Annotated in this window: 20 protein-coding genes; 11 read left to right on the plus strand and 9 right to left on the minus strand. The window is 52.9% G+C overall.

Annotated features, from left to right (window positions below; translation table 11 throughout):
* Window positions 1-111: 111 nt before the first annotated feature.
* The 3 genes from THS27_RS03970 to THS27_RS03980 all read left to right on the plus strand — a co-directional run bounded on the left by THS27_RS03970 (window position 112) and on the right by THS27_RS03980 (window position 2,155).
* Complete coding sequence (locus THS27_RS03970; RefSeq protein WP_085588080.1) at window positions 112-843, plus strand: TetR/AcrR family transcriptional regulator; 732 nt, start codon at window positions 112-114, stop codon at window positions 841-843.
* Between the two features lie 219 nt (window positions 844-1,062).
* Complete coding sequence (locus THS27_RS03975) at window positions 1,063-1,518, plus strand: phasin family protein (RefSeq protein ID WP_085588082.1); 456 nt, start codon at window positions 1,063-1,065, stop codon at window positions 1,516-1,518.
* 292 nt (window positions 1,519-1,810) lie between these two features.
* The gene (locus THS27_RS03980) at window positions 1,811-2,155 is read left to right on the plus strand and encodes a tRNA-binding protein (RefSeq protein ID WP_085588083.1); all 345 of its coding nucleotides are present in this window, start codon (window positions 1,811-1,813) and stop codon (window positions 2,153-2,155) included.
* Window positions 2,156-2,231: 76 nt separating this feature from the next.
* Here THS27_RS03980 and THS27_RS03985 read toward each other — a convergent pair whose 3' ends face one another.
* Together THS27_RS03985 and THS27_RS03990 are read right to left on the minus strand one after the other, a co-directional pair.
* Entirely contained in the window at window positions 2,232-3,668 is a 1,437-nt protein-coding gene (locus tag THS27_RS03985) for a PAS domain-containing methyl-accepting chemotaxis protein (protein WP_246832833.1), read from the minus strand.
* A 334-nt stretch (window positions 3,669-4,002) separates the two neighbouring features.
* Complete coding sequence (locus THS27_RS03990; RefSeq protein ID WP_085588087.1) at window positions 4,003-4,779, minus strand: ferredoxin--NADP reductase; 777 nt, start codon at window positions 4,777-4,779, stop codon at window positions 4,003-4,005.
* Window positions 4,780-5,090: 311 nt separating this feature from the next.
* On the opposite strand from THS27_RS03990, the gene THS27_RS03995 reads away from it, so the two are divergent.
* Window positions 5,091-5,756, plus strand: coding sequence for a GntR family transcriptional regulator (locus THS27_RS03995; RefSeq protein ID WP_085588089.1), 666 nt, complete (start codon window positions 5,091-5,093; stop codon window positions 5,754-5,756).
* A gap of 287 nt (window positions 5,757-6,043) precedes the next feature.
* The gene (locus tag THS27_RS04000) at window positions 6,044-6,736 is read left to right on the plus strand and encodes a nitroreductase family protein (protein WP_085588091.1); all 693 of its coding nucleotides are present in this window, start codon (window positions 6,044-6,046) and stop codon (window positions 6,734-6,736) included.
* Between the two features lie 244 nt (window positions 6,737-6,980).
* Here THS27_RS04000 and THS27_RS04005 read toward each other — a convergent pair whose 3' ends face one another.
* The 3 genes from THS27_RS04005 to THS27_RS04015 form a co-directional block, all read right to left on the minus strand.
* Window positions 6,981-8,291, minus strand: coding sequence for an ATP-binding protein (locus THS27_RS04005; protein WP_349596604.1), 1,311 nt, complete (start codon window positions 8,289-8,291; stop codon window positions 6,981-6,983).
* A 92-nt stretch (window positions 8,292-8,383) separates the two neighbouring features.
* The gene (locus tag THS27_RS04010) at window positions 8,384-9,109 is read right to left on the minus strand and encodes a response regulator (protein WP_085588094.1); all 726 of its coding nucleotides are present in this window, start codon (window positions 9,107-9,109) and stop codon (window positions 8,384-8,386) included.
* A gap of 157 nt (window positions 9,110-9,266) precedes the next feature.
* The gene (locus THS27_RS04015; RefSeq protein WP_085588096.1) at window positions 9,267-9,785 is read right to left on the minus strand and encodes a MarR family winged helix-turn-helix transcriptional regulator; all 519 of its coding nucleotides are present in this window, start codon (window positions 9,783-9,785) and stop codon (window positions 9,267-9,269) included.
* A gap of 113 nt (window positions 9,786-9,898) precedes the next feature.
* On the opposite strand from THS27_RS04015, the gene THS27_RS04020 reads away from it, so the two are divergent.
* Entirely contained in the window at window positions 9,899-10,795 is an 897-nt protein-coding gene (locus THS27_RS04020) for a branched-chain amino acid aminotransferase (protein WP_085588097.1), read from the plus strand.
* Window positions 10,796-10,885: 90 nt separating this feature from the next.
* On the opposite strand, the gene THS27_RS04025 is transcribed toward THS27_RS04020, so the two are convergent.
* Window positions 10,886-12,097: a citrate synthase family protein gene (locus THS27_RS04025; protein ID WP_085588276.1), complete on the minus strand. Its 1,212-nt coding sequence runs from the start codon at window positions 12,095-12,097 to the stop codon at window positions 10,886-10,888.
* 91 nt (window positions 12,098-12,188) lie between these two features.
* Between THS27_RS04025 and THS27_RS04030 the strand changes: the two genes are divergently transcribed.
* The gene (locus THS27_RS04030; protein WP_085588099.1) at window positions 12,189-13,649 is read left to right on the plus strand and encodes a CoA transferase; all 1,461 of its coding nucleotides are present in this window, start codon (window positions 12,189-12,191) and stop codon (window positions 13,647-13,649) included.
* Between the two features lie 80 nt (window positions 13,650-13,729).
* Here THS27_RS04030 and hemF read toward each other — a convergent pair whose 3' ends face one another.
* On the minus strand, window positions 13,730-14,593 hold the full coding sequence (gene hemF / locus THS27_RS04035; protein ID WP_085588101.1) for an oxygen-dependent coproporphyrinogen oxidase: 864 nt from the start codon (window positions 14,591-14,593) through the stop codon (window positions 13,730-13,732).
* Window positions 14,590-15,063, minus strand: coding sequence for a tRNA (cytidine(34)-2'-O)-methyltransferase (locus THS27_RS04040; protein WP_139835463.1), 474 nt, complete (start codon window positions 15,061-15,063; stop codon window positions 14,590-14,592). Before THS27_RS04040 ends, hemF begins: the two co-directional genes overlap by 4 nt.
* Before the next feature lie 395 nt (window positions 15,064-15,458).
* On the opposite strand from THS27_RS04040, the gene petA reads away from it, so the two are divergent.
* From petA to THS27_RS04060, 4 genes are all read left to right on the plus strand, one after another.
* Entirely contained in the window at window positions 15,459-16,007 is a 549-nt protein-coding gene (gene petA, locus THS27_RS04045; protein ID WP_085588105.1) for a ubiquinol-cytochrome c reductase iron-sulfur subunit, read from the plus strand.
* 11 nt (window positions 16,008-16,018) lie between these two features.
* Window positions 16,019-17,287: a cytochrome b N-terminal domain-containing protein gene (locus THS27_RS04050; protein WP_085588107.1), complete on the plus strand. Its 1,269-nt coding sequence runs from the start codon at window positions 16,019-16,021 to the stop codon at window positions 17,285-17,287.
* The gene (locus tag THS27_RS04055; RefSeq protein WP_085588109.1) at window positions 17,280-18,050 is read left to right on the plus strand and encodes a cytochrome c1; all 771 of its coding nucleotides are present in this window, start codon (window positions 17,280-17,282) and stop codon (window positions 18,048-18,050) included. Before THS27_RS04050 ends, THS27_RS04055 begins: the two co-directional genes overlap by 8 nt.
* A 230-nt stretch (window positions 18,051-18,280) precedes the next feature.
* Window positions 18,281-18,907 (plus strand): LysE family translocator, encoded by a 627-nt coding sequence (locus tag THS27_RS04060; protein ID WP_168184819.1) that lies wholly within the window; start codon window positions 18,281-18,283, stop codon window positions 18,905-18,907.
* A gap of 23 nt (window positions 18,908-18,930) precedes the next feature.
* Here the strand turns inward: THS27_RS04060 and THS27_RS04065 are convergent, their stop codons facing one another.
* On the minus strand, window positions 18,931-19,800 hold the full coding sequence (locus tag THS27_RS04065) for an ABC transporter substrate-binding protein (protein ID WP_139835464.1): 870 nt from the start codon (window positions 19,798-19,800) through the stop codon (window positions 18,931-18,933).
* Window positions 19,801-20,126: the final 326 nt, after the last annotated feature.

The raw sequence follows: 20,126 nt of genomic DNA on the forward strand, positions 1-20,126 counted from the left end.
TTCAATATATATGCCGCCCAACACGCCAGGGACCCAACACTGCCCCGAAGCTGCTTTCTTTTTCTGATACGGGTTTCCCTGCCCGGCCTATCACAACAACAGGAGCCTTCGATGCCCGCAAAAAAAGATCCGAAAACGACCGTGATCACTGCAGCGCTCGCCCTTGCTGCCGAAAAAAGCTGGCATCAGGTAACCCTGATCGACATAGCCACCCGGGCGGACATGTCGTTGCATGACCTCTATCAGCATTTCAAAAATCGCAGCGATATCCTGCGCAGTTTTACCCGCCAGATTGATCAGCAGGTATTGGCCGACCTTGATACCGCCGATTTTGACCAACCCCGACACGACCGCCTGATAGACGTCATCATGGCCCGGTTTGATGCCCTGGCCCCGCACAAGCCGGCACTGAAATCCATTTTACGGGCCGGTGGTGATTTGGGCCCGGCCGATGGCGCACGTGCAGCAAAAAGCATTTTTTCCTCAATGCGCTGGATGCTGGACGCAGCCGGCTTTGAAACCGGGGGCGTGCATGGCAGCTTGCGCGTGGCGGGTATGACGGCAATCTACGCCCGCTGTTTTCGCCAGTGGTTAACCGACGATACCCCCGATTATGGGCCAACAATGGCAATTCTTGACGGTAGCCTTATTCAGGCAGGAGGGTGGGACCAGCACCTGGGCAAGGGGCTTAACCGCCTTGCACGACTGGGAAACCGGACCTTTCAATGCTGCCCCAAAACGGCCACAGATAGTACCGATGATGAAACTGATGGTGGTTCTGCCACCGCCACCCCAACGTCCCGGCCCGTTTCTGGCACCGGGGCTTCATCATCACCGGCCTGAATTTAACCATCCTGGTATCTGCATATGCCTTCCTTGGCAAAATGCGTCTTGCATCCTGTGGTTACAGCCTGACATAAAAATATAACCCAAGATTTTTTGTGCAGTGCAAAATAACCCTTGACCCGGACGCAGCATTCAGGCACATTGCAGTTGAAATTGTGCGGCGCACAATAGCGCCTCATTAGATACCCGTCGCATTGAAAAATGGAGTGCCACTCAATGACCGCCGCAAAAAAAGCTACCAACCCGTTCTTCGACGTTGATTTCACCAAATTCGCCACCGACTTTAAAATGCCGGGCGTTGATATCAACGAAATGATGGCTTTTCAGCGCAAGAATATGGAAGCCCTGACCAAAGCAAACAAGATTGCTTTTGATGGCTTTCAGGCTGTTGCACAGCGCCAGAGCGAAATCTTCAAGACCATGATGGAAAAAGCAACCACTCAGGGCAAAGATTTCTCGACCACTTCGGGCGAAACCCCGATGGCTGCTGCTGCCAAACAGACCGCTGCTGCGAAAACCGCTTATGAAGACGCGCTGGCAAATGCCAAGGAACTTTCAGGTATTGTAAGCAAATCCCAGGAAGAAGCTCTTGGTCTGCTGCAGACTCGCTTCACCGAGTCGCTTGACGAATTGAAAGTTGCGATCGAAAAAACCGAAACCGCAGCGAAATAAGTTTCTGATAACTTCCCGTTATCAAACTTCCGGCAGGGCCTTCTTGGCCCTGCCGTTTTTCTTTGCGCCCCCCAAACTGACCTTCACAAATTGCCGGGGCACGTCATTGCCTGCTGCATTCCTTGTGCATCAAACTTGCCGCACCTCTCCTTTGTGCGGCCATCGTCAAAACCAGCCCCATTCCGGCCTACACTATTTTGCCCAAACTCCTGTTTTAAGCTCGGCGGTCGTCTCCGCTTTGCGCGGTGCCTGGGATCACGCTATTTTGCCAGCACAGTAAATGGAGGTCCGTATGAGCGAAATCAGTTTTGATGATTTTCTGAAAGTAGATATTCGGGTTGGCACAGTCATTGATGCCCGGTCTTTTCCCGAAGCCCGCCGCCCGGCCCTTAAATTGTGGGTCGATTTTGGCGAAACAATCGGGGTTAAGAAAACATCAGCCCAAATCACCAAATATTACACACCGGAAAAACTGATCGGTCTTCAGGTGGCCGGGGTCGTCAACTTCCCGCCCCGTCAAATTGGCCCATTCATGTCGGAATTTTTATGCCTGGGTTTTGCCGATGGCACCGAAGATAACGGCATTGTTCTTGTTCGTCCGGACCAGAAAGTTCCCAATGGCGAACGCCTTTGTTAATCGCAAGGCAGGCTGAAACAGGGTAAATCCCGTTTCAGCCTGCTTTCTTGCGATTCTAATTGCGACACGACAATAGCTAGCGAGCAAGGATCATCGCAGCTTCCCGTGTGCGGCCAACCGCCCCGGCCACCATTGTCGAGGCATATTTGATCTCGTTAAGGGTACCTGAAAAACTTTCAACCGAAACAGCCATTGCCTGCATATTGATCGACACTTCGCTGGTGACAGCACTTTGTTCTTCTACCGCCGATGAAATACTGGTTACGTTATTTACAACGCCTTCCACGTCCCCGCGAATAGAGCCCAAAACATGGCTAACCTCGCCGGCAATCGCCTGAACCCCTTCGATTTCAGCCGAAATCTGCTCGGTCGCCCGCGCTGCCTGATTGGCAAGGTTCTTGACCTCGGTCGCAACCACGGCAAACCCCTTGCCAGCCTCGCCCGCCCGGGCAGATTCGATCGTGGCATTCAACGCCAACAGATTGATCTGGCTGGCTATGTTCTGAATAACCTCGACAATATTCCCCATCGATGACACCACCGAATTCATTTTTTCCGTCGAGGAATTTGCCTGAACCGCCTTGTCAAAAACATGGTCGGTCGAACTGCGCGCCGCAGCCATGCTTCGTGAAATCTCGTTAATAGATGCCAGCAACTCTTCGGCACTGGCAGCAACAGCCTGAACATTGGCCGATGTTTCTTGCGACGTTAACGAGGCAAAGCCGGAACGTTCGTCAAGCTGGTCCAAACTTTCGTCAATCTCGGCAAAATTGGTATCAATCATCGCCTTCAGGTCAATCAGAAGGCGCACCTGATTTGTAACATCGGTCGCATATTTCACCACTTTGCAAGGAGTGCCATCGACATCAAAAATCGGGTTATAGGATGCCTGGATCCAGACTTCGTCACCATTTTTTGCGATCCGTTTAAACTGCCTGGCAACAAAATTTCCCCGCGCCAGCTCGTCCCAGAATTCTTTGTATTCTGCGCTGTTCGCATAGCCACGTTCAACAAACATCCGGTGATGTTTTCCTTTTACCTCGGCCAGCGAGTACCCCAGAACGGACAAAAAATTGTCATTGGCGTCCAGAATATTGCCCTTAAGGTCAAATTCAATCACCGCCTGGCTGCGACTAATGGCGTTTATCTTGCCATCCTGATCGGCAAGGTGTTCCTGTCGCGCGGTGATATCTGTGGCAAGTTTAACAACTTTCACAACTTTGCCTGTGCGATCAAAAACAGGGTTATATGTCGCCTCGATCCATACCCGTCGCCCATCTTTGGTCTGACGGGGAAAGGCTGCCTGCTGAAACTCGCCAGCGCGCAAATCAACCCAGAACTGTTTATAATCCGGCGACTTAACAATTTTTTCCGCAACAAACATCGAATGGTGTTTGCTCTGAATTTCTTCAAGGTTATAGCCCATCAATCCCAGAAACTTGTCATTCGCCCGAAGAATCCTTCCTTCGGGATCAAACTCGATCACCGCCAAAGACCTCTCAAGGGCATTCATCGTTTCCACGGCCAAACTGCTTTTATCAGATGAGAAGAAATTAAAGTAAGACATGATGATCCAATCAATTGTCTTGCCAGACTTTCGATCCTGTTCGCATCTGGCGATTGCGCCTGAAAACAAACTAATACGTTCGTATATTACACCATACCCCCATATAGGGATAAGAAATAAAAACAGGCATCAAAAATTGCGCGTGAAATAATATTTATATTTCAAATACTTATACAAAATCACTCATGTCCTACTCGCCAAAACCCTTACAATAGAAAAAGGGCATCGTCCCAAAACGATGCCCTTTTATATTTTTTCGACAGGAGTCAGATTTACCGCGTTATTTCTCGACAAAAGCCTTTTCAATAACAAAATGACCCGGCTCGTTCATATTGCCTTCCTTCCCGCCCCACTCAAGCAGCATCGCACGGGTATCGGCAATCATTTCGGGATTACCGCAAAGCATGAAACGGTCATTTTCCAGGGTCGGTTTTTCCATCCCCAGATCTTCATAAATCTTGCCCGATGCCATCAGTTCGGTAATCCGGCCCTGATGGGTAAATTCTTCGCGGGTTACCGTCGGGTAATACAACAGCTTTTGCTGCACTTCCTCGCCGAAAAACTCGTTATGGGGCAATTCATTATGAATGAATTCCTGATAGGCCAGTTCGCGCACTTCACGGCAGCCATGAACAAGAATAACTTTTTCATAACGTTCATAGGTTTCATAATCGCGAATGACGCTCATGAACGGGGCAAGTCCGGTCCCGGTTGAAAGCAGCCACAGGTTTTTACCCGGCAACAAATTGTCGTGGATAAGCGTCCCGGTCGGCTTGCGCCCGACCAGAATTTTGTCCCCAACCTTGATATGTTGCAAACGCGAGGTCAAAGGACCGTTCGGAACCTTGATCGAAAAGAATTCCAGCTCTTCATCATAATTGGCACTGACCATCGAATAGGCGCGCAACAGCGGCTTGCCTTCGACTTCGAGTCCAATCATGGCGAACTGACCATTCAGAAACCGGAAGCCCGGATCCCGCGTGGTTTTAAATGTGAACAGGGTGTCCGTCCAGTGATGGACGTAAGTGACGGTTTCTTCGTTAAAATTGCTAGCCATAGTGCTGGATCAATCCGTTTCGACAGAAGCTTTCAATCAGACCGTGGCGGGAAAGAAATTCACGGTTCCCGGCACAGTATGGATGCCAAGTTGCGGCGATTTAACATCAATCTGCCGTATATCGCAAGAAAACATTCAAGTTCTGTGTATTTTTATCAAATTCAACTTTGATCTATATCAAATTTGTGTAAAATATTGTCTGACAATATTGCTATCCATATCAACCAAACCTGCACTGCAATATGTAACCCACCCCGCCCAAAGGCAAGCCAAACACCGCTTTGGGGACCAGCAAAACCGGAAAAACACCCATGCCCGTGCAGAACAACGCCCCTGCGGTACAACAAGTATGCCATGCCATTACCCGGGCCATTCGGGACGGGCGACTGGCCCCCGGACAACGCCTGACAGAGGCCGAATTTACCCAAAAGCTGTCTGTAAGTCGCCCCACCGTACGCGAGGCCTTTCGCCAGTTATGCAGTGACGGATTGCTTCTGTCCGAACCCCATCGTGGTGTGAGTGTACGGCAACTGACCCGGCGTGAACTTGATGATCTGTTCGTTATTCGCGCCACGCTGGAGGCACTGGCAGTCCGTCTGGCCGCCCCTGCCCTGCAATCGGCCCCGGCAGAGCTGATCCGCATTCAGGACGCCCTGGACCAGGCACAGCGCACCGCCGACCTTACAGAGATGTCGCGTCATAATCTCGCATTCCACCAGCTATTTGCTGAAACCAGCGGCAACACCCTGTTGCAATCGCTGCTGCATCGTCTGACCAATTCCGTATACTGGTTGCAATTTCGGGTGCTGGTTGCCGATGACAAAGTATTGCACAGCAATAGCCAGCATCAGGAAATTACCGCCGCGATCCTTGCGGGGAACGCCAAAACAGCAGCGGACATCATGGCAGCCCATATCGACCAGACCCGCCTTTTGGTTCAATCGCTCGACGATTTCTATTTCGCCCCGCCGTTATAAGGCCCCAGCCCGACCAACACCTGCTGCCCCGATATTCACAGACGATAGCAGTTCCTGAAACAGCAGCAATTAGCAGAGGGAGCCAAAGCCTGTGCGCCAGCCCGGCAAACCCTTGCCGGACGCCAAAGGCGTTATACCGGCCATAGTGCCATTTATGCGCCACCTGATGATTTCCCCATCGCGATAACAATTGCCAGAATTACCATTGCAACAGAACTAATTGCATGTCGCATCAAACCCTGTAAAATTGTCTGACAAAATTAACTGACAATTTTACAGGGTTTGTTATGTCTGCGTCCGCACCGATCACTGCCTATCGCCCCATTCCCCTACCCGATTATCAGGAAAAACCTTTGGATCAGATGCGGGCCGATGCGCACGCCTTTTACGACGACATCCGCACCCGTCACACCATTCGCGAATTTTCCGACCGGCCAGTACCGCGTGATATCATTGAAACCTGCCTGCGGGCTGCGGGCACGGCCCCCAGCGGGGCCAACCATCAGCCGTGGCATTTTTCGGTTATTGGCAATGCCGACATGAAACGTAAAATTCGCCACGCCGCCGAAGAAGAAGAACGGGCCTTTTATGCCGGGCGCGCCGGGGACGAATGGATACAGGCGCTGGCCCCCTTGGGCACGGATGACAGCAAACCGTTTCTGGAAGTTGCCCCGTGGCTGATTTGCATTTTTGGTGAACGCAAAAGCAAATCAGCCGATGGCGAAATACGTAAGAACTATTACGTTCCCGAATCCGTCTCCATCGCGACCGGCTTTCTGATCGCCGCCCTGCATCGCGCCGGTCTTGCCACCCTGACCCACACCCCGAACCCGATGAGCTTCCTAAGCGAGATTTGCGGCCGCCCGGCACATGATAAACCCTATATCCTGCTGGTCACCGGGTACCCGGCGGCAAATGCAACAATTCCCGAACATGCCACATTCAAACGGGATCTGGACGATATTGCGACATTCTTTTGATGCTGCAAAAACTCGTTTCAAACTGCACCGGCCAAAACCGGCCCGCAAAACACCGGATGGATGGGCGGACGGGCATTTTAAAAGCCCGTGCTTTCCCCAATAAACCGTTCGCATAGAACTGAAGATATCAAGCAGATTTCAATAAAAAGGCACGATCCGCTAACGGATCGTGCCTTCTATATTCTGCTTGATACCTATGGGGGATCAACAAAACCACCCCAAAAGCTGCAAGGCCCGTTATCAATTACCGTAATTGATGGCCAATTGGCAGCACAAGGCGCACACGCAAACCACCGCCCGGTGCATCTTCCAGCAAAACTTCGCCGCCATGCCCACGGGCAGAGTCGCGTGCAATGGTCATGCCCAGGCCAACACCGCCAGTCGCCTGATTACGCGATTCCTCAAGCCGGAAAAACGGTTTGAAAACGTCCTCCCGTTTATCGGCCGGAATACCGGGGCCATCATCATCAAAGATAATTTCAAAGTCATTGCCACGCCGCCCCGCCCGGATCGACAGGTTGGCGGCATATCGCCCGGCATTGCCAATAATATTGGCAACACAGCGGCGAACAGACTGGCGGCGCAGTTCCATCATCTGGTTATCTTCGATATGCAAATCTATCTGCTGGCCATCCCGCAGGGCCTCGCCCACAAGGTCGGTCAGTAATTTGCCAATATCGGTTTCAACGGCCTGCTCACCTTCCTCGCCGCGGGCAAATGCCAGATAGGCATCGACCATGCGCTCCATATCGAGCACGTCCTGCTTAAGCGCATCTACCCCCGGCGACATGCCCTGCATCGCCAGTTCCAGCTTCATGCGCGTTAAGGGCGTGCGCAAATCGTGCGAGACCCCGGCCAACAGGGCCGTTCGTTGTGACAAATGACGATGGATACGATCGCGCATCGATATAAAGGATGCTGCGGCAAGCCGCACCTCAGACGCCCCTTCAGGTTTGAACTCGTCGACATTTACACCACGCCCGAACTGGTCGGCCGCCTTGGCAAGGCGGCGGATCGGGCGCACCTGATTGCGCATGAACAACACCGCAACCCCATATAAAATCAGGGCTGTGCCCGCGATCCACATAAAGAAAATATATGTGGTCGAGGTATAAAGGCGCTTGCGCGGGGCCACAATTGATAACACCCCGTCACGCAGTTGCACCCGAATTTCAAGTAAACGGTCATCTATTTCCAGATCAAAATAGAAAGGCCGGTCAAGGCGTTCCTTAAGGGCGGTAAACAATTCTTCCGATACCAGGCCATAAGGCGGTTCGGTGATTTGTTTTTCCAAAATGGCGTCGGGTTCAAAAACCACATCAAGCTGCATGCGGCGGCGCACATTGTCGACCAATGCATCAAAATGCGCCTGATCCGGATATTGGCCGATATAATCGACCACATAGGCAACATCCCCCGCCAAACCCCGGCTAAGCTGACGGGCAATAGTATCCCAGTGCCGTTCAAAGAAAATCAGCACCGTAACGATCTGCAACAAAAGCATTGGCGTCATCAGGATCAGCAAGGACCGGCCCAGCAAGCCTGTCGGCAGCAAAGATTTGATCCATCCGGAATAAGCGTTGCCCAAAACCGTCACCCTTTATCGATTTGATCGGTCATTAATCGCGTTCACTGCAATGCAGCAGTTCAATCTGTATAAAGGACATATCCCCGACCGCGTACTGTCTGCAAGTATCTTGGCTGTTTTGGGTCATCTTCAAGTTTGCGGCGCAACCGGGTTACCTGCACATCAATGCTGCGTGAAGCCGCAGGATCGCCGCTGCCGTTGCCTCCGATCAAATCAAAAAGCTGTTCGCGGGTTGTGGTTTGCCCGGTGCGTCGCGCCAGCGCCATTAACAAATCCTGTTCAGCTGTGGTCAGATAAACATGTTCGTCATCGCGTTGCAAAACCATGCGATCCATATCAAAACGGAAATCACCAAATGCCACCGCCGATATTTCCTGTGCGGGCGATATATCGGTTTCAGGCTGCACACTATAGCGGCGCAAAATCGCCTCTATGCGCAAAACAAGCTCGCGCGGTTCAAACGGCTTTGCCAGATAATCATCGGCACCGGCTTCCAACCCTGCAATCCGGTCTTCGGTTTCGGACAGTGCGGTTAACATCATGATCGGCACTGTCATGCCCCGGTCACGCAACGATCTTGCCAGGTCCACACCGCGTTCGCCGGGCATCAAAACATCGATCACCAGCAAATCAAATTCCAGCCCCTCAAGCCGGGCCCGGGCTTCTTGCGCGTCCCGGGCAACGGTTACCATGAAACCGTTTTCCCCCAGATAGCGCTTTAGCAAATCGCGCAACCTGTCATCGTCATCCACCACCAGAATATGCGGCGACCCGATTTCGTCCATTCACTTCACCTTGTCGTATCTGCCATATCAACAGTGCCATATCGATAGGTATGAACCAATGCCACCCCATGCCCGATACGCAACAATATACCCCTGAAACCGGCACCGGCAAAACATCCGGCACAGGGGGCCAAACCCGCCCCTGGCAAAAGGAAGCCTAACCCTGACGCCGTCGCAACCCGTTTGGCAAAAATTCATCATCAAAGCGCGCACGGTCACTGGCACCGAGCATTCCCAGCATCACCTTGCGGAACCCTTCGACTGCTTCTGCCCCGGCTTCGCGATAGGCATTGGCAATCAGGGTGCGCTGATTTTCCGATAGCTTGCGTTCAAGTTCCTCGCCTTTTTCCGTCACGGTCAAAAGGCGCTGGCGACGATCCTGCACACCGGTTTTCTGCTCGATAAAACCTTCGCGTACCAATTGGCTTAGCACGCGTGACAGCGATTGTTTGGTGATTTGCAAAATCGCCAGAAGATCGCTGACATTGATGCCGGGATTGCGGCTGACGAAATGAATAACCCGATGATGGGCGCGCCCGAAATTATATTGCTCCAATAGCAAATCGGCTTCGGCCGTGAAATCACGATAGGCATAAAACAACAGTTCCATGCCCTGACGAAGCTCTTCCTCGCGGAGGAAAAGCGGATTGACCTTGCGTGTCGAGATATCTGCCATGCTGTTCCGTTATGTCAGTTATATTGACATATTAATCTATGAATGTTACTTCGGCTACATGTTTAGGGACATAAAGTTACGTTCAAGCGACCCTTTTAAATGGAATTTGGCAAATGACGACTCCCACCTTTGATAACCGCGACGGTTTTATCTGGTTTAACGGCGAACTCAAACCCTGGCGTGACAGTACCCTGCACGTCCTGAGCCATGCGCTGCATTATGCCAGTGCTGTGTTTGAAGGGGAACGTGCTTATAACGGTAAAGTTTTCAAACTGGCCGAGCATGGCGAACGCCTGATCAAATCGGGCAAAATCCTTGATATGACCATTCCCTACAGTTCAACCGAACTTGACGCAGCCGTGATGGAAACGCTCAAAGCCAACAACATTGTTGATGGTTATGTGCGCCGCATCGCATGGCGCGGTAGCGAAATGATGGGTGTTGCCGCCCAAACCACCAAAATCAATGTTGCCATCGCCACCTGGCAGTGGCCCAGCTATTTCAAACCCGAAGAACGCCTGAAAGGCATTCGTCTGGACCTGTCAAAATGGGCACGCCCGGCACCGAACACCGCGCCAACCGATGCCAAGGCCGCCGGCCTTTACATGATTTGCACCCTGTCCAAACATGAAGCCGAGCGCAAAGGCTATGCCGATGCCATGCTGCTTGATTATCGTGGTCATGTTGCCGAAGCCACCGGCGCCAATGTGTTCTTTGTCAAAGAAGGCAAACTCCACACCCCGACCCCGGATTGCTTCCTGAACGGCATTACCCGCCGTACCGTGATCGATCTGGCCAAGGCCCATGGCATCGACGTCATTGAACGCACCATTCTGCCAGAAGAAATGGCGGAATTTGAAGAATGCTTCCTGACCGGCACCGCCGCCGAAGTCACCCCGGTTTCCGAAATCGGCCAGTATAAATTCACCCCCGGCCAGATTTCCAAAACCCTGATGGAAGACTATATGGCGCTGGTGACCGGGCAAAAAGAAGCCGTCGCCGCCGAATAATTCTGCCAAATTCCATTCGGCCAAAGCCCGACGCTTACACCGTCGGGCTTTTTCCTTGTCTGCACGGGGTTATGAAACACGCCAGTGCCCTCAACTCGCCACGGGATCCGGGCCAACATACACCGCGCGTGGCCGTATCAATTGCCCCTGGCGTCGCTGTTCAAGTGCATGGGCAATCCAGCCAACCGACCGCCCCAGCGCGAAAACACAAAATGCCGCCCCTTCGGGTAAACCAAGATAACGCCGCATCGCCACCAGCGCGAAATCGATGGAAGGTGCCTTGCCGGTCAAGGTGCCCATGGTCTCGACAATTTCATTTGCAAAATCAAATTGCGGCAGGATCGCTGCCAGCAGGGCGTTGGCCCGTACATCCCCTGCCGGATAAAGCGGATGACCAAAACCCGGAAATTCAACACCTGCTGCCAACTGACGCCGCATATGCAAGGCCATGTTGTGCGGATCAATCGCCAGCCAGGCGGTTTCGATCCGCTCGGTCATGCCACCATGTCGACCACCACTTAACGCCGCCAGACCGCCAATAATCGCCATCCGTAAACTGGCCTGGGTCGAGGCGACACATCTTGCCGTGAAACTTGAGGCATTCAATTCATGATCAGCGCACAGAACAAGCGCCTGGCGCACCAAATCCGCCCCAACCGCATCCAGCCCCCACGCCGTCGCCAACTGAACATGTAAAGGATGATGATCCGGACTGCGCCCCGTGACACAGGCAAACAAGGCGCCTAACAACGTTGCCGCACCCGTGGCAAGGCGGGCTTCATCACGCTGCCAAATGCCCGTTTCACCATCTTCCGATGTGATAGCAAACAACGGCAACAGCGCCTCAATCACCGGGATTTTTGCATAGTGGGTTTTTAACTGGTGCCAGCCATCAGGCAAAACCAAAGGCTGAATTTCCGCCTCTGCGGATCGCGGCAGATCCCACAGCAAACTGGCAACATCCTCCAGAGTGGCCCGTTCTGACAAATCAACAGCGTTATTACTGCGATAATAAAGCTGCCCGTCCCGAATTAACGTGATCGCCGATTCGAGAACAGGCGTCCCCCAATCCAGTGTTGATTTGGCAATATCAACCGGTTTGCGCCCGCGTCGGCGTTTGCCCGCCAGTTCGGTAACATCGTCACGCGCATAGCGGTTACGGCGGCTATCACCATCGGTGGGATGTGCCCGCAAAAGCCCGCGGCTGACATAGGCATACAGCGTTGCACGCGACACACCTAACTGATCGGCGGCCTCTTCTGCGGTGATGAAATATGATGTTTCAGGGTGTTGGTTTTTCATCGTCAATATACATTGATTTATATAATCAATATTGACGATATATTTAAAATGGCCTGCTGTATAGCCCTGATTGACAGGCAAGGAGGCCGCAATGGCACACACATTTTCCTTCGACGGTTTTGTGGACGAAATCTGGCATGCTCTTGATGGTGATCCGGCGTTTTCACCGGCCATTAAACAGACAAGCCCCGGCGCGCTACCCTCGGCCTTCGCCGTGACCGATCTGGCCACAGCATCCATTGCCACGGCGGGACTAGCCATCGCCGAATTGGCCGGCCTTCTGCAACACAAAGATACTCACCCGCCGCAAGCCGACATGCCCACCAATATTCCGCAAGTCCGCGTTGACAGACGGCTTGCCTCGGCTTGGTTTTCATCGAGCTATCGTCCCGTCGGCTGGACGCCCGCACCGACCTGGAATGCCATTGCCGGGGATTATCAAGGCGAGGACGGCTGGATCCGTCTGCACACCAATGCCCCCCATCATCGCAAAGCCGCCCTTGCCGTGCTTGGCATCGCGCCGTGCGATGCAAACCGGGAAACCGTTGCTGCCACGGTTGCAAACTGGCCGATCAATGCCCTTGAAACCGCGATTGTCGAAAAAGGGGGCTGTGCTGCCGCGATGCGTTCCATTCGCGAATGGCAAACCCATCCTCAGGGACTGGCTCTCTCCAATGATCCGCTGATACATGTTACCAAAACAACAAACTTGCCCGCGCCCAAAACACCTGGCACGTCACAGTACGGTTTAAGCGGTTCTGTCGAACGTCCACTGGCCGGGGTCCGGGTTCTCGATCTGACGCGGGTTTTGGCCGGGCCTGTTGCCACCCGGTTTCTTGCCGGGTTTGGGGCCGACATTTTACGAATTGATCCCCCCGAATGGGACGAACCCTCAGCCCTCCCCGATGTGGCCCTGGGCAAACGGTGCGCACGACTTGATTTGCACGAAGATCATGATCGGGACCTGTTTCGCACGCTTTTGGCTAAGGCGGATATTCTGGTTCATGGTTATCGCGCGGACGCACTTGATCATCTGGGATTTGGAAGCGAGGCGCGACGCGCCCTTAATCCCGGCCTGATCGATGTTGCCCTGAACGCCTATGGCTGGCGCGGACCATGGCAATTTCGGCGCGGCTTTGACAGTCTGGTTCAGATGAGCAGCGGCATCGCCGACGCAGGTATGCAGACATATAAATCCGATCGCCCCCGTCCCCTTCCCGTACAAGCCCTTGATCATGCGACTGGTTACATTCTGGCCGCCTGCGCGATACGCGGCGTGATCGAACGCCACCGTAATGGACACGTCCATCAATACCGCACCTCGCTTGCGCGCGTAGCCGCATTGCTGTGCCAGCACCGCGCAAAGGCCGACTTTAAGTCCCCCTCAAACAGCTCATTTTCTGAACTTGGGGATGCAGATTACAGGCAAGCTGTTGAACAAACAGGCTGGGGAAAAGTGCAAAGGCTGCTGCCACCACTGGAAATCGACGGGGTCTCAATTGGCTGGACCATCCCGGCCAAACACCTCGGCTCCAGCCCACCGCAATGGTAATCCGCAGCGATGCCTCATAAATATACAAGGCCTGTTTGAAACAGGCCTTGTATCGAATTTAACATTTATCGCCGCGTCCCCTAGGGCCAGTTCGCCATAGGGGGCAATGACATCAGGATCGCTTCGGTATTGCCACCGGTCATCAGGCCAAAACGTGTTCCCCGGTCATGCAACAGGTTAAATTCAACATATCTGCCGCGTTTAACCAGTTGTGCCTCGCGCTGGTCCATCGACCAGTCATCGTTGTAATGACGTTCAACCAACCTGGGATAAACATCCAGAAATGCCTTTCCGACATCCCTGGTAAAGGCAAAATTGGCATCCCAGTCATCTTCCAGATAATCGTAAAAAATGCCGCCAACACCGCGGGCTTCGTTGCGATGCGGCAGCCAGAAATATTCGTCGCACCATTTTTTAAAGCGATCATAATAATCTTCGCCATGCGCATCACAGGCAGCCTTAAAGGCACCGTGAAAATCGCCGGTATCAGCATCATCGGGGAAAACCGGGGTAAGATCGGCCCCACCGCCAAACCACGCCTTTGACGTCACAATATGGCGGGTATTCATATGCACGGCAGGCACCAGCGGCGAACAGGGATGTGCCACCAGTGAAATACCCGCCGCCCAAAAATTGGGATTTTCATCCGCACCGGGAATTTCCTTGCGGAATTTTTCGGAAAATTCACCATGCACCGTTGAAATATTAACGCCGACTTTTTCAAATACCCGGCCCCGCATGACCGACATTTCACCGCCCCCCTGGCCTTCTCCGCGTTCCCAGCGTGTCCGCTCGAAGCGTCCGGCAGGGCGATCGGCCAGCGGGCCGGCATAGCTGTCTTCAAGCTGTTCAAACCGGGCGCAGATTTGGTCGCGCAAGGATTTAAACCAGTCGGCGGCCTGTGATTTATGGCGTTCTGTTTGACGTGCGGTTTCGTCGGTCATTCAGGGGTTCCCGGAAAACTGTGGGTTTGACGCATGGCTTCACCCAAGGTCATAGCTGCGGCCATGGCGACATTCAAGGACCGCATTCCCGGCTGCAACGGAATAACAACACGGGCATCGGCACTTTCATGCACCTGGTCTGGCACGCCGCGGCTTTCGGCACCCAGCATCAAAATATCGTCGGGGCGAAATTCAAAATCACAATAGGGCACAGCCCCCTTCGTCGTCATCAACACCAGACGACCGGGCAAGGCCCCCGTCTGGCGGGCTTCTTCAAAGGCCTGCCAATCGGCATGGCGGTGATATTGGGCGGCATCAAGATAATCCATCCCGGCCCGTTTCAGACTGGCAGATGTCAGCAGGAAACCACATGGTTCGATAATATCGACACCAACCCCCAGGCAGGCCGCCATACGTAAAATGGTGCCGGTATTTTGGGGAATATCAGGTTCGAACAGGCAAATTCTCATGATTGATCAACAGACTCGCGCAATTTTGTGTAAATCCGTCCGAAAAAATGTTACCAAAAGTTTCATAGCGTTACAGGAGTTTCCCGCTTCTGGAACCGGACTTTAACTTAAGCTGCTTGTTATAGCGGGTATCTGAAACCGGTACCAGCGCTAGGAAAAGCCTTGTTTGCCGTAGGGTTTTTATAATGCTTCCAAAACCACAGCGTTTATTAATACGCACCTTTCCCGCCAACTTCTCCTTAACAAAGACCATTATTGTTAGTATACGAAATTCGATTCAGGCCTGAAGGCCACGGGGACAGATAACTTTTTTCAATTTGAAATAAGTCAATGATCCCTGCGGTAAATTCAGGCATTCCGCATGCCTGTTTTGGGGGCAGAAAGAGGAATACATCATGTCGCAAACGGTGCAATCATCCGGGGATAAGCCGGACGAGAACCGCAGGGATTTCCTGACCCTTGCGACCACAGCTGTCGGTGTCGTTGGCACCGGTATGGCACTGTGGCCGTTCGTGGACAGCATGAACCCGTCCAAGGACGTTCTGGCGCTGGCCTCGGTCGAAGTTAACCTGTCCAATATAGCCGTCGGTCAGGCCATCAAGGTCATGTGGCGCGGTAAACCCGTATTTATCCGCCATCGTACCGAACGGGAAATCAAAGAAGCTGAAGACGTGGCATTGAACCAGCTGGTCGATCCCGAGACCGACGATGCCCGTGTGAAGAAAAAAGAATGGCTGATTGTCGTCGGCGTTTGCACCCACCTGGGCTGCATCCCGATGGGAACCGCAACCGGGGAACCACGCGGGGACTTCGACGGCTGGTATTGCCCGTGTCACGGGTCGCACTATGACAGTTCAGGTCGTATCCGCAAGGGTCCGGCACCGAAGAACCTGCATGTGCCGACCTATACCTTCCTCACCGACACGTCGGTCAAGATCGGCTAAGGGAGTGTAAGATGAGCGCGCCTGTATGGAATAACAAAGTGGTAAAGTGGGTCGATGATCGTCTTCCGATCATATCGATGGTGCATCATGCCGCTTATGAATATCCGACACCGAAAAACCTGTCCTATATGTGGAACTTTGGTTCCCTTGCCGGTTTTGTTCTGGTGACCATGATCCTTTCGGGGATCTTTCTGGTGATGAACTATACGCCGCATGCCGACATGGCATTTGATTCCGTTGAACGCATCATGCGTGACGTGAATTATGGCTGGCTGATCCGCTATTTGCATGTCAATGGCGCATCCATGTTCTTCATCTGCGTCTATATCCACATTTTCCGTGGTCTTTATTACGGGTCATACAAAGCCCCGCGTGAAGTTCTGTGGTGGATCGGCATCCTGATCCTGCTCGCCATGATGGCAACGGCATTCATGGGCTACGTTCTGCCCTGGGGCCAGATGTCTTTCTGGGGTGCAACGGTTATTACCAACCTGTTTTCTGCCTTCCCGGTGATTGGCGATCCGCTGGTGACCTGGCTTTGGGGCGGTTTCTCGGTTGGCAACCCGACGCTGAACCGCTTCTTCTCACTGCATTACCTGCTGCCGTTTGTCATTCTGGGCCTTGTTGTCCTGCATGTCTGGGCGTTGCATGCGGTACGGTCAAACAACCCGACCGGCGTTGAAATCAAAACCCCGCAGGACAGCATTCCTTTCCATCCCTATTACACGATCAAGGATCTGTTCGGGATGGGCGTGTTTTTGATCATCTATCTGTATTTTGTGTTCTTCGCGCCAAACTTCTTTGGCGAGCCGGACAACTACATTATGGCGAACCCGTTATCGACCCCCGCACATATCGTGCCGGAATGGTACTTCCTGCCATTCTACGCGATCCTGCGTTCGATCGATTTCGAATTCCTTGGCATTCCGGCAAAACTGCTGGGCGTGCTGGCAATGTTTGCCGCGATCATTGTTCTGTTCGTTATTCCCTGGCTTGATACATCAAAAGTCCGCAGCTCGCGGTTCCGTCCGGTTTACAAATGGTTTTTTGTCATTCTGGTCATTGATTGCTTCATTCTGGGTTATTGCGGTGCGAAATCGCCAGCCGATCCGTTCATGGGCCTGCACGGGCTTCAGGTGATTACAGTGGGCCAGTTGGCGACATTGTATTACTTCCTGCACTTCCTGGTTGTGATGCCTGTGGTTGGCAAAATGGAACGCCCCAAACCGCTGCCGGCAAGTATCAGCGAATCTGTCCTCAAGGGAGGTGCAAATGCGTAAATTTGCTCTCACCGCAATTGCTGCTGCATTCGCGCTGACCGCTTTTGCCAACAATTCAAAGGCATCTGAAGGTGTGGTTCCGCCTGCAATGGACTGGAGCTGGCAGGGCCTGTTTGGCACCTATGACCGTGCGCAACTGCAACGCGGTTTCCAGGTGTTCAAAACGGTCTGTGCAAGCTGCCACAGCATGCGGTATCTCGCATTTCGCAATCTGGAAGGCATCGGTTTTAACGATGACCAGATCAAGGCGATTGCTGCGGAATATGAAGTCCAGGACGGCCCCAATGACGATGGTGAAATGTTCACCCGTACGGCAAAACCGTCTGACCACTTCCCGCACCCGTTTGCCAATGACAAGGCAGCTGCCGCTGCCAATGGCGGGGCAACACCGCCCGATCTGTCACTGATGGCAAAAGCCCGCCCGCATGGCCCGGATTACATCCATGCCCTGCTGACCGGCTATGAAGAAGAGGCACCGGCCGGTGTCGAAATGGCTGAGGGCAAGTATTACAACCATTACTTCGCCAGCCATCAGATTTCGATGCCACCGCCCCTTTACGGTGATGACGTTGAATATACCGATGGTACGGAAGCAACCATTGATCAGGAAGTCCAGGACGTTACCGCGTTCCTGAACTGGATTGCCGAACCGGAGCTTGAAGCCCGCAAGGCAATGGGCATGAAAGTGCTGTTGTTCCTGATCGTGCTAACCGCGATGCTATATGCTGTAAAACGTAAAATCTGGGCCAAAATCGAACATTAATCTGTTTGGTTCCAACCCGTTATCAAAGGCCGCCGAAACAATTCGGCGGCCTTTTTATTTGCTTTTAATTTTTGCACGTCGTGATAGAGAGAAAACATCATCGAGCTAACAATAATATCATCGTGCCTGCGAGCTGAAATATGATGGTTGCTCACCGTTCGCCACCGACATATCTGATGTCCGCCATCACATGCCACTGGCCCCCACCACCTTGCTGCTGGATGCTGTTTATGCTGCTGGACCAATATGGCCTGTATCTGATTGCCGTTCTAATCGCTGTTCTTACACCCGGCCCGGCTGTGATGCTGGGCATTACCAACAGCATCCGCCATAACCTGACCACATCGATGGTCGGGGCATTGGGTTGTGTGACGGCAACCGGGTTAATGGGGGCACTTTCGGCTATGGGGCTGGGGGCCATGATTATGACATCGGCGATCCTGTTTGATGTTATTCGCTTTGCCAGTGCCGCCTATCTGATCTGGCTGGGCATTAAAATGTGGAAAGCCAGCGGTAAGGTTGCAATGGATATTGCGCCAGATCACATCCCCGTTCATTCTGGCTACTTGCGCTGCTATATGCGCGGCTTTCTCATTTCGGCCAGCAACCCCAAGGCAATTGCCTTTTTTACCGCCCTGTTCCCCATGTTCCTGGACCCCAACGCCCCGCTGATGACGCAGTTTGCCGTCCTCGACACCACATTTATCATACTGTCGTTTTCATCGATCATGGGGTATTCAATGCTGGCCGCACGCAGCAAGGATTTCCTGCTTGGCTCCGCGCGCAAATGGTTTGACCGGGTTGCCGGCAGCATTTTTGTCAGCTTCGGCCTGGCGCTTGCCGCCAGCCACCGGTGATTTGCACGTGCCGGAATCCGGTATCAGTATATCCGGTAACTCTGCAATATCTGGTCGATAACACCATCCTTGTGCATTTGCATCAGCACCGCATCCAGTGCCCTGGCAAATTCATCGCGATAAGGCCATTTATCCGCGTCAAACGGCGCATAGGCAATGGCCCCCTGATGGGCCCCCAAAACAGCCGTTTCCACAATTTTCCCGGCAAGGTCGGCACGATCAAACCCAAGTTCCGCCAAAGCGGTTGCCGTTGCCTGCCGATCATTGACATAACAGTCAATCCGCCCGGCAAGCAGACGCTTTAAATTGATCCCGGTGCTATGGGCTTCTTCAAGGGTAACCTCGTGCAGGCGCGCCATCTCAAACAAATCTTCGCCCACCAGCTTATAGCCCGAGGTATTGCCAAACCGTGCGCCGATATAATCAAACGGATAATCGGTCAAAACCCGGTTACGAGCAAACTGGTCTGTGCATATCACCACAACAGATTCGTCTAGAATTGGAACTGAATACCGATCCACCCAGCTTCGTTTCGGGTCCAGATACGGCGGATAAAACGCCATGATCTCGCCCCGCTGCAACATCTCAATACCGCGTTTGAATGGTACCCCGGCAAATTCGATATCATACTGGGGCAACCGTGCCGCTGCGTGACGCAAAATATCGGTATAGGCCCCCGTCATGACCGCCCCGGTCAAATAGGCATAGGGTGGATCATTTTCCTCGCCATATAAAACGATATGCCGACGCGTACCGCCAATGTCGTTCGCGGTCTGACTTTGCAACAAGGGTTGAGACGGAGAACGGCGACCGGTCTGAGCCCACACCGGCCCGGATCGTATTAGAACAATTCCAGAAAATAAAATTGCGGCAAGCGCAAAGCGCATCGACATAACGATGTCCGAACCAATGATCAATGATGGGGAAAGCGGCGCCTGAAATAACAGCAAAGCCCGGTCATGACCACTGCGATAGACGAAACCGAGACATGCACAACCATAACGCTCTGTGCGGTGATATTTGCATAAACCGCATTATATTCAGGGCAAAACGGCCTTGAACCTTACCACCATAATCAAAACGGAGCAAAAGCCCCACTGGCAACAGGAAGGCATGAGCAATCCTGCTGCTTTAACGAAGCAAGGATGCCTCGCCATTTCTGATCCCGGCCATTTTTAACCCCGTTATCACGCCCGGGTTAAAAGCCATCGGTCCCTGC

Origin of the sequence: Thalassospira sp. MCCC 1A01428 (genome assembly GCF_002115825.1) — a bacterium.
Lineage (GTDB): Bacteria > Pseudomonadota > Alphaproteobacteria > Rhodospirillales > Thalassospiraceae > Thalassospira.